Here is a 14,826-nt window from a genome sequence, read left to right on the forward strand (position 1 = left end):
CTATTTTAAATCAGGTCTTGTAGGACGTACTTCTATTTTACTCGGTAATGTTCTAGGATTCATTTTTAAAACATCTAGAACAAGCTCCCCAATATCTTCAGGTTGTATTTTCCATGCATCGTCTTTTGATGGCACATGATTATTAAACTCTGAAGCAACAGAACCAGGCATTATGGTAGAAACCTTAATTCCATATTGTCTTAAATCTAACATGGCCGCTTGCGTAAACCCAACTACTCCAAATTTAGTAGCATTATATCCTGCTCCATTGGCAAAAAAGTTTGTTCCAGCTAAGCTGGCAAGTGTAATATAATAGCCTTCTGACCTTTTAAGCGCTTCTACTGAGGCTTTCAAAGTGTGAAAAACACCGTTTAAATTGGTATTGATCATTTGATGCCACTCCTCTTCTGTCATTTTATCAACCGGAGCAAAATTACCAACTCCAGCATTAGCCAAAACCACATCTAATTGTCCCCATTTGGCAAGAATAGTTGCCACTGCTTTTTCTTCATCTATCAATTTAGTAACATCAGATTCTAATGCCATAACATGACTATCTTTTCCCAAACTCTTCGCCGCATCTTCTACCGACTTTGAGGTTCTGCCGCTGATAGCAACTTTCATCCCTGCTGCTAATAATACTTTAGCTGTACCATAACCAATACCTTTTGAACCTCCTGTTATATAAACTACCTTATCTTTTAAATCCATAATATCTATTTTTTAGTGAAGTTAAAATACTTCCTCCTTCTATTCAAAAATTGACTGTTATATTTGTTTTAAAATTAAAAGAAAAAAACCTTTATTCCTTTAGGCTGGTAACGGGGTTTACTCTCTCATAAGTAGCATCATCAAAACGTACTTGATAGGTAGAATTAAACAGTGTACTTGGGAAATAATAGTCTGTAGTTATAATTTGCGCTCCAGATTTTTTAGCGGCTTCAAAATTAGAATAATCATTGGTCCTCGCCTGTTTTGTGCCCGCATCTGCTCTGGTTCTAATGAGGTATCCTTTTTCAACCAGCTTTGGTATTAAAGGATTGTTGGGGTCATTTAAAATCATTGCAGCTGCTAAAGGGCTTCCGGCAGCTTCATTAACAAATGCAACCCTCCCTTTCAAATTAGGATGTCCTTTTTTATACAGCTCCTTTTTTCTATCATTATCATCTAGAATAAAAAGAAATTTTCCTTTCCCACTTTCAATACTGGGCCAATTATGATCAAGAACAGCTTCTTCTAATGTGGTATAATCTTCTCGTACAATATCTGGAGTTATAATTTTATCTTTTCCCAGATACATAAATATCTCGGCATCTAAAGCTTCAAAAAGTTCAAACGTAAATTCTTCTGTTAGTGTACCAAAAACAGATATATCGCTATCCTTTGGTTCTAAGGTAATAAATACAGTAGTATGATCTGGATGATCATTGGACCACTTACGCAATGCCAACAAGCATTCTTTTAACGTATAAAATGATGTTCTAAAGTCAATATCAATAATATGAAAGACTTTAAAACCCGCAGCATTCATTTTACCGTCCTTGTCATATACTTCAGTATCAGAAGCTACTGTAAGCCCTTTGGGGCTTGCATATTTTCCTCCTTCGGGATCTGCATGAACATCAATTTCCAGGTTTCGTAAACCTAAATCTAGCTGTTCAGGAATAGGAATATGGGCATACTCCAACCCTTTCAAAGAATTGGTAGTATCTCTATTTTCCAGAAACTCATAAAGCTTAGGTTGTATTGCTTGCTTATAACTGTTATGTGATCCTATGACCTGAACCTGATTAATTTTTTTAAGTGAAGGTTGAGCCGTAACATGAGCTGCAGCAATAAAAAATAAAAATAAGTAAACAATTCTCATAATTCAAAGACTATTGTATTCCAATCGGAAAGGTGTTAATTACAGTATAAACAATCCGTAAATTAAAAGAATTTGTTGGTATAAATTATCAAAAAAACCATAATCATTACTTTAAGTTTATGTAAAATACAATGCAATAAAGTGCACATTAGGCGGTATTAAAATTTTGATTTAATTATAAGATAACATTCACATAAAATAAATTGAAATTTGATTTTCTTCTTTTGCAGTATCCATATAATCTTATACCGCACAAATGAAAACAACCCAAGAATTTGAAAAAATATATTCTAATTACTGGGAAAAACTCTATGTTTTCGCTTTTAAAATGACGGGAGATACGAACCTTTCGAAAAACATAATCCAAGATGTTTTCACCAACTTATGGGAACGAAGAGGTGAGGTCAAGATTATTTCTATTGAAAGTTTTCTATTTAGAGCGGTAAAAAATCAGGTTCTAAAATTTTATCGAGAACAAAAATTCAATGCTACGACACTTGATGAGACCCTTGAAAAACTTATAGAAGACACTCCTGAATATTCCCCATCAGACTATGTAGAATATTTAAATCCACTCTTGGACAAGCTACCAGAAAAACGGAGAGAAATTCTTTTAATGAACAAGCTACAGGAAATGAATATTGATCAGATTGCAGAAGAATTACAACTTTCTAAGCAAACTGTAAAAAATCAATTATCATCTGCTCTAAGACAAATTAGAGTGGAATTGACACAGTTGAGTTGGTTATTTTTAGGACTAATCTCATTTTCTTTTTTACTTAATGTTTGCTTAAACTTATCGTAACATTTGGCGATAGTACGCATTGCTGTTTTCTGGTACTTACTAGTAGAAAACAAGTTTATGCATCAAGAATCTACATCTATTCTCAAAAAATTATTCTCGAAAAGTATTCATAAAAAAACGAATGCCTCAGAGGATAAACTACTCACTATTCTTCTCAGAAAAATATACCATACTGTTTCATGGGATGAAAAGACCATGGGAAACAAAAATGAGATTAAAGATGAGATTAGATCTGGAATCCCCATTACTCCTGTAAAAACCATAAACCTTACTTTTTTAAAATATGCTGCGGCCATAGCCATCATCACCTCTCTTATTATTGTATTTCAATACAAAACTATTTCTTCCAATATGCTGGTTGCCACAACAACGAACGTCCTAGATTCTATTGTCTTAAACGATGGTTCACTGGTCTATTTAGCCCCAAACTCTAGTTTAGAATATCCTGAAACATTTAAAGGAAAGCAACGAAATGTAACCCTTTTAAAAGGAAATGCTTTTTTTGATATCGCCAAAGACCCTGACCATCCTTTTATTATCCAATCAGGAAAAATAAAGACGAAGGTACTGGGCACGTCTTTTCATATTCGAATGGAGGAAAAAGAATGTAGCGTAGCTGTAGTTACAGGTAAAGTTGAAGTGCGCTACCAAAACAACATTGAAAATTTAATTCCTGGAGAAGAAGTACACACCAAGGGTAACGCGCTGAAAAAAGAAATGCTAAAAAGTATTATGAGCCTTAATTGGTATAACCAAGATGTACCCCTGAAGGCGATAAAACTTAATGAGGTGTTGCACTTAATTCAGCTAAAATATGGTGTAAAAAATACGATCAAAAACAGCAAAATAAACAACCTAAAACTCACGCTATTTATCGGCAAAAAGGCTAGTGTTGAAGAAATTATAAGTCAAATAAACTATATAACCAATTTAAATCTGCGCTATGAAAATGAAATAATTACTACTGATTAAAATTAAAAAAACCGCAATTGCTACGAACAATTGCGGCAAATGTTCAAGCATTATTCACTAACACTTAAATAAATGTATTTTAAAAATATTCCTTTTAAATTAAAACCAATACTTTTTTTAGTATTAAGTTCATTTTTCATCCAAATAGGATGGTCAAATGATGCCCTAAAAAACCAAAACACGATAACGGTTAATTATACAAATGCAGATTTAATTACACTATTAAATGAAGTAAGCGCACAATCTTCCTATAACTTTAGTTATGGAGAAGACATCCTAAAAGATGCTAAAAAGTATACGGTTTCTTATCACAATACTTCCTTAGCTACTGCTTTAAAAGATTTAGGGGCAAAGGCTGGTTTCTCTTATCGTATTACAAACAAGGTAATACTCTTAAAGAAAATAACTCCTGAAACCACCAATACAGTAGCACAGCAAACCATCTCCGGTGTTGTCTTGGATGAGAACAACGCTCCATTACCCGGTGCAAGCGTACAAGTTAAAGGAACTTCTAATGGGGTGGTTACCAATTTTGATGGAGAGTTTCAGATAGCAACTAGTATCGGAAGTATTTTAAAAATCTCTTATATTGGATATAAAACAGAAGAGGTTACTGTTTCTTCTACCACTATTAGAGCACAACTTTCCCCAGATGCAGCAGAGCTTAATGAAGTAGTCGTAATTGGTTATGGTAGCCAAACCAAAGCAGATGTAACTGGAGCCGTTACGCAATTAAAAGAATCTAGCTTTAGACAAGGTATCAATACTTCTCCTGATGGGTTATTACAAGGTAAAGTAGCTGGGGTACGTGTCGTAAATACAAGCGGAGAACCTGGTGCCGGTATAGATGTAAGTATTCGTGGTGTTGGCTCTATCCGTAGTGGTAGTAGTCCATTATTCGTTATTGACGGTGTGCCCTTAACCAATGATGATGTAAGCCCTTCTGGATCTAATGTGGGGTTTGGTTCTTCAAGTGCCAAAAACCCTTTAAATTTCTTAAATACAAGTGATATTGAATCTATAAATGTATTGAAAGATGCTTCTGCTGCTGCAATTTATGGTGCAAGAGGATCTAATGGGGTCGTAATCATCACTACAAAGAAAGGAAAAACAGGAAAAGCCTCTTTAACCTTAGATACTTATTTAGGAATGTCTACGGTAGCGAATAAAATGGATCTTCTAAATGCGGATGACTATAGAACTGCTATTACTGATGATGCTTTTGACCATGGTGCCACAACAGATTGGCAAGATGAAATTTATAGAACAGCTATTACAAAAAGTAATGTCTTATCCTACTCCAAAGCAAATGAGAGCGGAAACTACTATGTTTCCTTAGGAAACATGGATCAAGAAGGTATTGTGAGAAACAGTGAATTTAGCCGAACCTCTGGGAGAATAAATGTTGCTGAGAGTTTTTTAGACGATAAGCGTTTAAAAATTAAAGTAAACCTTACTGCCAGTGAAACTGTAGATAACGGAGTACCTACTAGTGATGATGGTGGTTCTAACGGGCAATTGATCATACATACATTAATGGCAAACCCTACAAGACCTGTATTTGATGAAAATGGGGAGTATACCAATTTTAATATGAATGCGCATTATAACCCAGCATACTTGCTGAGCATTTATGAAGACGAAACCAGAACAGTTCGTATTCTGGGAAACATAGAAGCTTCTTTGCGCCTTTTTAAAGGTTTGGAGTATAAACTGAATTACGGAATAGACCGCTCTATTGCGGAACGTAACACTACTATATATCCTAACCTTACGGATTTGAACCCGCTAGGAATGTATGTTCAAAATAATTTAGAATCTAAGAGTACTTTATTAGAGCACTATTTAACCTATACTCTATTGGCAGGAGAAAAGCATAAACTAGAAGTTTTAGGTGGTTTTTCTTATCAGAAGTTTGAACGTTCAGGAACTAATTTTAGCTTAGATAATATTCCTGAAAAAGACAACGGCGTTAAACCTGTATACAGTCCTACTTCTAATAATTCACAGATTAATGTTGGTGGTTTTGCTCAAGAGAATGAACTACAGTCTTATTTTGGAAGGTTTAATTATTCTTTTGATAGCAAGTATTTACTAACAGCTTCTATGCGTGCTGACGGTTCTACACGCTTTGGCGAAAATAGCAAGTATGGTTATTTTCCTTCTTTTGCTTTAGGATGGAATATTTCTGAGGAGAACTTTTTAGCAGATAGTCCTGTAGAAAGTCTTAAGTTAAGAGCAAGTTGGGGCCAAACAGGAAACCAAGAAGTACAAAACAAAATAACGCAAGCTAGCTATGCACTCTCTGGAGCAGACGGGTATTACTTATATGGCAATGATGCTTTAATTAATGGAATATCCGTATTAAGAACTCCAAATCCGGATCTTAAATGGGAAGTTGTTGAGCAGTACAATATTGGTTTAGATTTTAGCTTATGGAATAGAAAACTATATGGTTCCTTAGATTATTTCCAAAAAACGACTACGGATGCAATTTTAAACATCCCTTCTCAAGTATTGAGTCCAACAGATAATATTTGGGTAAATATAGATGGCGAAATTGTAAACTCTGGTTTAGAATTTATGATAGGCTCTAACCTTATTTCTAATACAAATTTTAGTTGGGACGTAGATGTTAATGGCGCAACATTAGCCAATGAAATTAAAAACCTACCCGTATCAGAAATACTTTCTGGTTCTATTTCTGGACCTGGTCAATCTGGCGTTTTAGCCAACATATATAAAAGTGGTTATGCTGCTGGGTCTTTTTATCTATTAGAGCATACAGGTTTTGATGAAGACGGATTTGATGTTTTTAACGACACTAATAATGACGGTAATATTACGGCAGATGATCGTATCATTATAGAAGGTGCTTTACCAAAATTTACTTACGGTTTCAACAGTCAAATGAAGTATAAGAATTTTGATTTCTCGTTCTCTTTAATTGGCCAAGCAGGTGGTTATTTAATAAACAACACGGGCTTAAACGCATTAAACATTAATAATTTGGCGTCAGACAGGAATGTTTCTACGGCCTATTATGAAACAGGTGCAAACCCAGCAAACTCACCTCAACTATCTACGTTCTATTTAGAAAAATCAGATTTTATTCGATTGAATACCGCTCGTTTAGGGTACAATTTACAAATGAATAACGTGAATTGGTTAGAAGGATTAAATCTATACATCACAGGGCAAAATCTTTTAACGATATCAAATTATTCTGGTTATGACCCACTAATTAATAGTCCAAAATCTAGTGGTGGAAATCAATCTTTAGGGATTGACTATTCTAGCTACCCAGGTTCTCGAACATTTATTTTAGGCGCAATTTTTAAATTATAACAGACTATGAACACGCAGAAAAAATTAAATATATTCAGCATTACTTTTGTAGTGCTAAGTCTACTCTTTAGTAGTTGCACAGATTTAGAAGAAGTTGTTCTTGATGAAGAATTAGGAGAACAAACAGCAGATCCAGAAGGAGTATTGGCTTCTGCTTATGACCGTTTAGGCGACAAAACTTTTGTAGATCATGGTGGTGTTTTTGCACTACAAGAATACACTACAGATATTGCCATGCTGCCTACACGAGGTAGTGACTGGGGAGATGGTGGTAAATGGAGGTCTATGCATGAGTTTACATGGGCACCAGACAATAGTATCATCACTGGCAACTGGAATTACCTTACCAATGGAATTACACGTTCTTTAACCGCCGTTGAAAGCATCTATACTTCTGATGCAAGTACTAGAGATTTATTTTTAGCCGAAGCTCGGGGTTTATTAGCATTCTATACCTATACCACCTTAGATCTTTACGGGCAAGCACCCTATAGAGATCCTTATGGAGGAGACCAAACCATACAAATTTTACAAGCGGGAGATGCCATTGATGATTTAATCATTGAAGTAGAAGCTATTATCCCAGATTTAGCTACTTTAGGAGAACAAGCTACGTATAATGGCCGTTTTACTAAAGAGGCTGCTTACGGTTTGCTAGCCACTATGTACTTAAATAGAGCGGTGTTTAAAGACCGCTACAATAGCGGCTCTTCTTATGATTTTACGGAAACATCATTAACTGCTGGCAGTAATGATATGGAGCAAGTAATTAAGTACACTTCATTATTAATCAATTCTGGAAAATTTGCTTTGGAAAGCAACTACTTTTCTAATTTCTCAATTGATAATGGCTCAAGTACTGAAATGATTTTTGCTGTTGTTCAAGAAATTGAAGCAGTGCGTTCTGGAGATAATGATTTTGGGTATGTTTCTGTAGCCAGAAATCAAAGACCTTCTCCGGCAAATAGAGGAACCAATGCGGCCTGTACTACTCCGGAGTTTTTTGCTACTTGGAGCGGTAATGAAAGTGATCCTCGTTTTTCTAGAAAATATCAATACGGTGACGGCACTTGGTTTATGAATGATGGCACAGATGTAAGTGTTCCTGCTGAAGATTTTGTTCCTGATTCAGAAAGCAATGCTTGGTTTCATTTTAATAGTGGTTTCTTAAACGGACCTCAGTACGGACCTATTTTAGATGGCAATGGAGGCTTTATTATGACTGCCGATGGTAGAATTGAAGTCTCTCCATTAGTGATGGAAAAAAGTACTGCTACTCCCATGGATTTTACTCCTGAACTTAACTTTGATAATCCCACTCAGGCTGTTTTTGCACAAAATCAAATCAACAGAGGGGTACGTATTTTTAAGTTTGAATACGATCCAGAAAATGGAAATGGTAGCAGTAAGGTTGATATTCCACTATACCGTTTGGGAGGAATGTATGCTATGCGCGCAGAAGCCTATTTTAGAAACGGACAAACAGGAGCTGCGTTAACCGATGTGAATCTGTTGAGAACAAGCCGAACTAGAGAATCGCTTTTTAGCAATGCTCCTGGCGAAGTCTTAACGGCTTTAGATGAAGAACAACTGTATAAAGAAATAGGATTTGAATTGTATTGGGAGTTGCAAAGAAGACCTCAAATGATCCGCTTTGGTACTTTTGATAGTGCATACACGGCTAAACCAGCAACAGAACCCTATAGAAGAATTTTTCCTATTCCACAGGAAACTATGGATGTCACCAAAGAATTTACACAGAATAACGGGTACTAAGTTTAGTTTTTTTACTAGTTTTTTTACACCGAAAGCTCCATAATTTATTTTATGGAGCTTTCTAATTTATTGGAGACAACTCGTAAAGAATCTTTGTTCTATTATCTATTTTGTTGGGATACTAATCCTCCTCTTCATCATCATCTTCATCATCATCTTCATCATCATCTTCATCATCATCTTCATCATCATCTTCATCATCATCTTCATCATCATTACAATCATCTTTAAACCTAAGACTTCTTAAACCACTTAGTAATTCTATCTTATTTCTTGCTTCATCATTCGCAAAGATAGATAGATCAATTATGGTCCAGATACCACTAATATCTGATAACTCCGGAATAGTAATTTCTAAATAGGTGAAGATCGTTAACTCCGTAGTAACCCAAGTACCCGTATAAGTTTCTGATGTAGCCGTACTCACCTCAACACTGCCATCTGCTTTAAAATTGAATGAAAAATCTTCGTAATCGTCCGTCTTATTGATGCCAAAAATTAAAAGCTTATCTACTTCCCAGGCATCACAGGTAGACCAAATAGTTGCAACTTCTTCCTCAGAACAATCATCACATTCCGTATCTTCTACATTATTATCTTCCTCATCACAGCTATCCTTAGAGCTCTCAATAATGGCTTCTAATTGCTCCATAGTGTTGACTTCTAATTCGGAACCATCCTTTAACAAGACCTGTATCGGAAAATCTATATTCACCACATGATTATCCGTCAAACTATCTAAAAAATCTAGCAACTCATGATCATTCTTTACCGTATTTGCACTCAGAACTTCTGTAATGGTATTAAATAAAGAAATACCTATGGGGTACTTAATATCAATACATTCAATATCCTCATCACTACTGTTTTCATCTCCACAGGCATTCCTATAAACTTCAAGCTCGGCTGTATTTGAAACTATAGCTTCTGAATAATCTGCAAAAATTACGGTGGCAGGGTATACTATTTCTAAGCTATCTTCATCAGCATCATCTAGACTAAAAACATCATTGATAAGATCCAAATCTTCAATACTCAATACTTCTATAGCTACGCCATTAACAACAACATCTACGGGAAGTTTCATAGCGATACAACTTGCTTGGTCTAAAATATTATCATAAGAGCCATCATGTAAGGCCGTTTGTGTAAGTAGCGTGTAAGCATTTGAGCCAACAAGCAACCTATCTTGTGGAGTAGCCCCCTCGAAGACGGACTCTTCTTTTCTACAGGAGGTATTTAGTAGGCTTAGAAAAAGTAATAAAAATCCTATTAATACGTTACTGTTTTTCATGGTTAGGAAAAATTAATGTGTTTTGTGTACTACTATAACACCTCAACGTTAAAAACTCCTGAAAATTTTAGAAAAAAGTTTTTGAGATTTTCTAATAAAAAAATATTGTATTGAAAAAAGACCTCCACGCAGATATTTGTAATGAAACATTATATGCCAATATCTACAATAAATACTCCAAAAGTCTTCATGATTTCCTATACTATAAGTATGGAGAGAATTTAAATCCTAGTGATAAAGCGCAAGAAGCGTTTATAAAATTATGGGAAAATTGCAAAAAAGTAACCCTAGAGAAGGCTAAATCTTTTTTATATACTGTTGCCAATAATTTAATGCTGAATGAATACAAGCACCAGAAAGTAGTTCTAAAATATCAGAATGAAGCCCCAAAAGACTACACCAATGAAACTCCTGAATTTCTTCTTGAGCAAGATGAATACTATAAAAAATATCAAAATGCGCTGGCTAAATTATCCGAAGATCAACGTACTGCATTTATGCTTAATAAAGTAGAAGGTAAAAAGCATGAAGAAATTGCCCAACTACTAGGGGTAACAAGAAAAGTTGTAGAATACCGTATATATTCGGCTTTTGATCAATTAAAAAAAGAATTAGAAAATTTTAAGATAAAATAGTCAGGAGTTTTGGCTTCTTAGTTGTTTTATAATAAACGAGTATATCTCATGGATAAAAATAAATTGATACAGAAATGGTTGGCTGACGAACTAACGGAAGAAGAAAACAATGTTTTCGCTGCCTTAGACGAAGCTCCTTTCTATACAAAAATTATCGAGGATGCTACTGTTTTCAAGGCTTCAAATTTTTCTAAAATGCCCGATTTCGAGACTTTTAAAGCTCGTGTGGAAGAAGACAAAACTCCCGTTAAAAAATTGCAATGGTTTGCACCTATACTAAAAATAGCAAGTGCTTTTACCATCCTTTTTGGTCTTTACTATAGTTTCTTTTATAACAACCTTACGGATATTGAAACTAGTGTTGCCCAAAAATTAACTATAGAATTACCAGATTCCTCAAGAGTAGTATTAAATGCACTTTCTGAAGTAAAATATAATGCTAGTGAATGGGATGAAAAAAGAGAAATTGAATTACAGGGTGAAGCATTTTTTGATGTTGCCAGAGGATCTAAATTTGATGTCATTACTCCTTCAGGAACCGTATCTGTATTAGGTACTGAGTTTAATGTAAAACAAAGAGGTGCTATTTTTGAAGTTACCTGCTACGAAGGTACCGTACGTGTAGTTACAGAAACGGGAACAGAAATATTGAAAGTAGGAGATAAATTTCTTGAAATTAACAAGACGATTAAAACAAGTAAACATACGGTGCCTAGTCCGCAATGGGTAGACAATATGAGCCAGTTTGAACGCGTTCCTGTATATGAAGTGCTTGCAGAACTGGAAAGACAATATGGTATTCAAATAACATCTCAAGATATAGATACAGAACAATTATTTACAGGTGGTTTTGTTCATGATAATTTAGAAGATGCACTTATGGCTATAGCTGAGCCACTAGGATTACACTATGAAATACTAAAGCAAAACAAAGTACGTTTGCTTATTAGTGAGTAAGAAGTCTTTTCTTTGTTTAGGAATAATCCTGCTATTTTTCAATAGTATACCTACATATGCTCAAGAAACAAATACAAAACAAGCTCTTGATAGCATCCTAAGTTCCCTAGAACCTCGCTTTAATGTACAATTTAACTACGCATCTTCTCTGGTAGAAAATGTAACTGTCCATGCTATTGATACTACTCTATCATTAAAAGAAACAATTGCTACTTTAAGACTCGACGCTAATTTGGATTTTGTCTTTGTTTCAAAAAAAATCATCTCCATTAGAAAAAAAAAGAGGAAACTCTGTGGCTATATTACAGATAAAGATACTGGTGAACTATTGCCCTATGTGACCATCCAAAATGGAAGCGCAGGAACACTCACCAATGAAGCGGGGTATTTTGAGATAGAAGTTAATTCTGATGATGACCTAATTTTTATTCGCCATTTTGGGTATAAAATTCTACAAAGACAGGTACGGTATTTTAGTAAAAGTGATACCTGTGAGAACATCTACCTAGTCACCAACCACGAGCAATTAGTAGAAATTGTTGTTTATGATTATTTAATTAGGGGTGTAGATAAATTAGACAATGGTACCTTTCAAATAGATTTTAATAAATTTTCAATACTTCCTGGCCTTATTGATAATGACGTATTACAGGCGGTACAAGCCTTACCTGGCGTACAAAGTATAGATGAAACCGTATCCAATATAAACATACGCGGAGGCAGTAACGATCAAAACCTAATTACTTGGGATGGTATTAAAATGTACCAATCTGGTCATTTCTTTGGGTTAATTTCTATGTATAATCCCAACATTACCCAGAAAGTAGAACTTCGTAAAAATGGCAGCAATGCATCAGATACTGATGGGGTTTCTGGAACCATTTCTATGGGTACTGATAAATACATCAATCAGAAATTTAAGGGAAGTATTGCTGCAAATCTATTAGATGTTAATGGCTACATTGATACCCCATTAGGGCAAAATGCATCCTTGCAAATTGCCGCAAGAAAATCTATTAGTGATCTCATTGAGACTCCCACCTACTCTAAATATTACCAACGTATTTCTCAAGATACAGAAATAGAAAATGAAGCATCTGTTAGAACCAATTCTGATATTATATTTGATTTTTACGACACTTCTTTTCGTTTACTTGTGAAGCCTTCTGAAAAAGACCAACTACAATTTAATTTTATACATACTGCCAATAATGTTGTGTTTAATGAAACCGAAAATTCATTTGGTGCTCAAGAAATACAACAAAGTAATCTAAGGCAAAGTAGTATTGCTGGCGGCATACACTACCATAGAAATTGGACCGATGCTTTTAAAACTGAACTAAGCGTTTACGAAACGGACTATCTGTTAAAAGGAAACAATGTAAACATTCAAGAAAATCAACGCTTCCTCCAAAAAAACACCGTTTCTGAAACTGGAGCAAAACTTATAACTAGATTAAAATTATCTCCTCAATTATCAGTTACCAATGGATATGATTTTGCAGAAACCAAAGTTTCTAATCTCGATGATGTAGATGACCCTAGATATATATTATTAGAGGCCGAGGTTCTTAGAGCTCACGGGGTTTTTAGCACCTTAAATGTGTCGTCCAAAAACAAGGGAACCCATCTTAATTTAGGACTTAGATACAACTACCTCACTAAATTTAATAAGACACTCTGGGAACCGAGAATTAGTTTTAACCATGATTTTTGGAGCACTTTTAATATAGAAGTTCTAGGAGAATTTAAACATCAAAATACTTCACAGATCATTAATTTTCAAAACGATTTTTTAGGAATTGAAAAAAGACGTTGGCAATTATCCAATGACAGTACTATTCCTGTTATTAGAAGCAAACAACTATCTTTAGGCCTAAGTCATAATCAAAAAGGATGGTTGGTAAACTTTGTTCCATTTTATAAAGAGGTACAAGGCATAACCACACAAAGCCAAGGTTTTAAAGGCGAATATGAATTCTCTAGAGAACCTGGAGATTATGATGCAAGCGGAGTAGACATTTTGCTTAGAAAACAATTAAAAAATTCTAGCAGCTGGATAAGTTACTCTTATCTTAGAAGTGACTATACTTTTGAGACTTTACAAGAGGAAAGCTTTCCAAGTAATTTTGACATCACAAACACCATTACGGCCGGTTCTAATTATACGATAAAAAGCCTATTATTAGCTATGGGATTAAACTGGCGCACAGGAAAGCCGTTTACGAGACCCATTGCGGGCAATGAAGTGGAAAATGGGGCTATAAATTACGGGGGAGCAAATAGCAATAAACAAAGTGATTATTTGCGCTTAGATGTATCAAGCAGGTACCAATTTAATTGGCGTGAAAAAACAAAATTAGAAATAGGTGTAGCGTTATGGAATATATTAAACAGAGATAATTCTATGACCTCTTATTATAGGTTAGACACCTCTGAAAACATACAAAAAGTAGACCAAAGCTCTCTTGGTTTGACTCCTAATGCCACAGTGAAATTAATTTTTTAAGACCATAAAATTAGGCCACACATTGTGGGGGGACAATAGCGGTGTAGCCTAATAAATAGTTGTCAATCTTATAATATCATAAGTAGGATTAAGAATTGGATAAGAGCAAAAATGCCTAATCCAATTAGAAATTTTTTATACTTAACTAGTATAGTTTTCATTTCTTCATTTTGAGTAATTTTTAGAGCAGAGATTCGTTCATTTATTTTCATAATGCCGTCTGTTCAATGTTATTACCAAAAAATTAATTACTCATCTTGATGTCGTAATTTGGGGATTACAAAACCAAAATTTTCATCTTCAAAAAAATTAAAAGCTATTCACTTGTAATTTATAAGGGCTAAATTAAGTTGGGGGAAACAAAATACAGCCCGTTTAAGAATTACAAGATTTATAGTATCACAAATAGAATTGAAAATTGAATAATAGCAATTACTCCAATACCAATTATAAATTTATTACAGTTCGTGAAGATTGCATTAATTTCTTCCATTCCATTTGTTTTTAGTCCGTAGGTTTGTTCATGTACATTCATCATCTTTTCTTTTTCGTCAGTTATATTAATAAAACAACCATCTCTTTAAAACTCCTGAAAAAAAATCATTTTTTTTTAACCTAAACTAAAAAACCCAAGGAAACAGATGTTCCTTGGGTTGTACTATA

11 protein-coding genes are annotated in these 14,826 nt (G+C 34.5%); 7 read left to right on the plus strand and 4 right to left on the minus strand.

All coding sequences use genetic code 11. The features are described from left to right. Complete coding sequence (locus GQR94_RS07010; protein WP_158974817.1) at positions 1-711, minus strand: SDR family oxidoreductase; 711 nt, start codon at positions 709-711, stop codon at positions 1-3. A gap of 91 nt (positions 712-802) precedes the next feature. After that, entirely contained in the window at positions 803-1,867 is a 1,065-nt protein-coding gene (locus GQR94_RS07015) for a phosphatidylinositol-specific phospholipase C1-like protein (RefSeq protein WP_158974818.1), read from the minus strand. Between the two features lie 256 nt (positions 1,868-2,123). On the opposite strand from GQR94_RS07015, the gene GQR94_RS07020 reads away from it, so the two are divergent. From GQR94_RS07020 to GQR94_RS07035, 4 genes are all read left to right on the plus strand, one after another. Then, the gene (locus GQR94_RS07020) at positions 2,124-2,672 is read left to right on the plus strand and encodes an RNA polymerase sigma-70 factor (RefSeq protein ID WP_158974819.1); all 549 of its coding nucleotides are present in this window, start codon (positions 2,124-2,126) and stop codon (positions 2,670-2,672) included. Between the two features lie 3 nt (positions 2,673-2,675). After that, a complete protein-coding gene (locus tag GQR94_RS07025; protein ID WP_233268652.1) occupies positions 2,676-3,644 on the plus strand; it encodes a FecR family protein in 969 nt (322 codons plus the stop codon). 72 nt (positions 3,645-3,716) lie between these two features. Further along, positions 3,717-6,992 (plus strand): TonB-dependent receptor, encoded by a 3,276-nt coding sequence (locus tag GQR94_RS07030; RefSeq protein WP_158974820.1) that lies wholly within the window; start codon positions 3,717-3,719, stop codon positions 6,990-6,992. A 6-nt stretch (positions 6,993-6,998) separates the two neighbouring features. After that, a complete protein-coding gene (locus GQR94_RS07035) occupies positions 6,999-8,768 on the plus strand; it encodes a RagB/SusD family nutrient uptake outer membrane protein (RefSeq protein ID WP_158974821.1) in 1,770 nt (589 codons plus the stop codon). Positions 8,769-8,889: 121 nt separating this feature from the next. On the opposite strand, the gene GQR94_RS07040 is transcribed toward GQR94_RS07035, so the two are convergent. Continuing rightward, positions 8,890-10,062: a hypothetical protein gene (locus tag GQR94_RS07040; RefSeq protein ID WP_158974822.1), complete on the minus strand. Its 1,173-nt coding sequence runs from the start codon at positions 10,060-10,062 to the stop codon at positions 8,890-8,892. Positions 10,063-10,172: 110 nt separating this feature from the next. Here GQR94_RS07040 and GQR94_RS07045 point away from each other — a divergent pair, with 110 nt between their 5' ends. Genes GQR94_RS07045 through GQR94_RS07055 form a run of 3 tightly spaced genes read left to right on the plus strand, consistent with a single transcriptional unit; the run spans position 10,173 to position 14,163 of the window. Beyond that, on the plus strand, positions 10,173-10,697 hold the full coding sequence (locus GQR94_RS07045) for an RNA polymerase sigma factor (protein WP_158974823.1): 525 nt from the start codon (positions 10,173-10,175) through the stop codon (positions 10,695-10,697). 48 nt (positions 10,698-10,745) lie between these two features. Further along, entirely contained in the window at positions 10,746-11,654 is a 909-nt protein-coding gene (locus tag GQR94_RS07050; protein ID WP_158974824.1) for a FecR family protein, read from the plus strand. Then, complete coding sequence (locus GQR94_RS07055; RefSeq protein ID WP_233268653.1) at positions 11,647-14,163, plus strand: carboxypeptidase-like regulatory domain-containing protein; 2,517 nt, start codon at positions 11,647-11,649, stop codon at positions 14,161-14,163. The genes GQR94_RS07050 and GQR94_RS07055 overlap by 8 nt, the downstream gene beginning before the upstream one ends. A gap of 391 nt (positions 14,164-14,554) precedes the next feature. Here GQR94_RS07055 and GQR94_RS07060 read toward each other — a convergent pair whose 3' ends face one another. Further along, positions 14,555-14,701 (minus strand): hypothetical protein, encoded by a 147-nt coding sequence (locus tag GQR94_RS07060; RefSeq protein ID WP_158974825.1) that lies wholly within the window; start codon positions 14,699-14,701, stop codon positions 14,555-14,557. Positions 14,702-14,826 lie beyond the last annotated feature (125 nt).

Source organism: Cellulophaga sp. L1A9, assembly GCF_009797025.1.
Taxonomy (GTDB): domain Bacteria; phylum Bacteroidota; class Bacteroidia; order Flavobacteriales; family Flavobacteriaceae; genus Cellulophaga.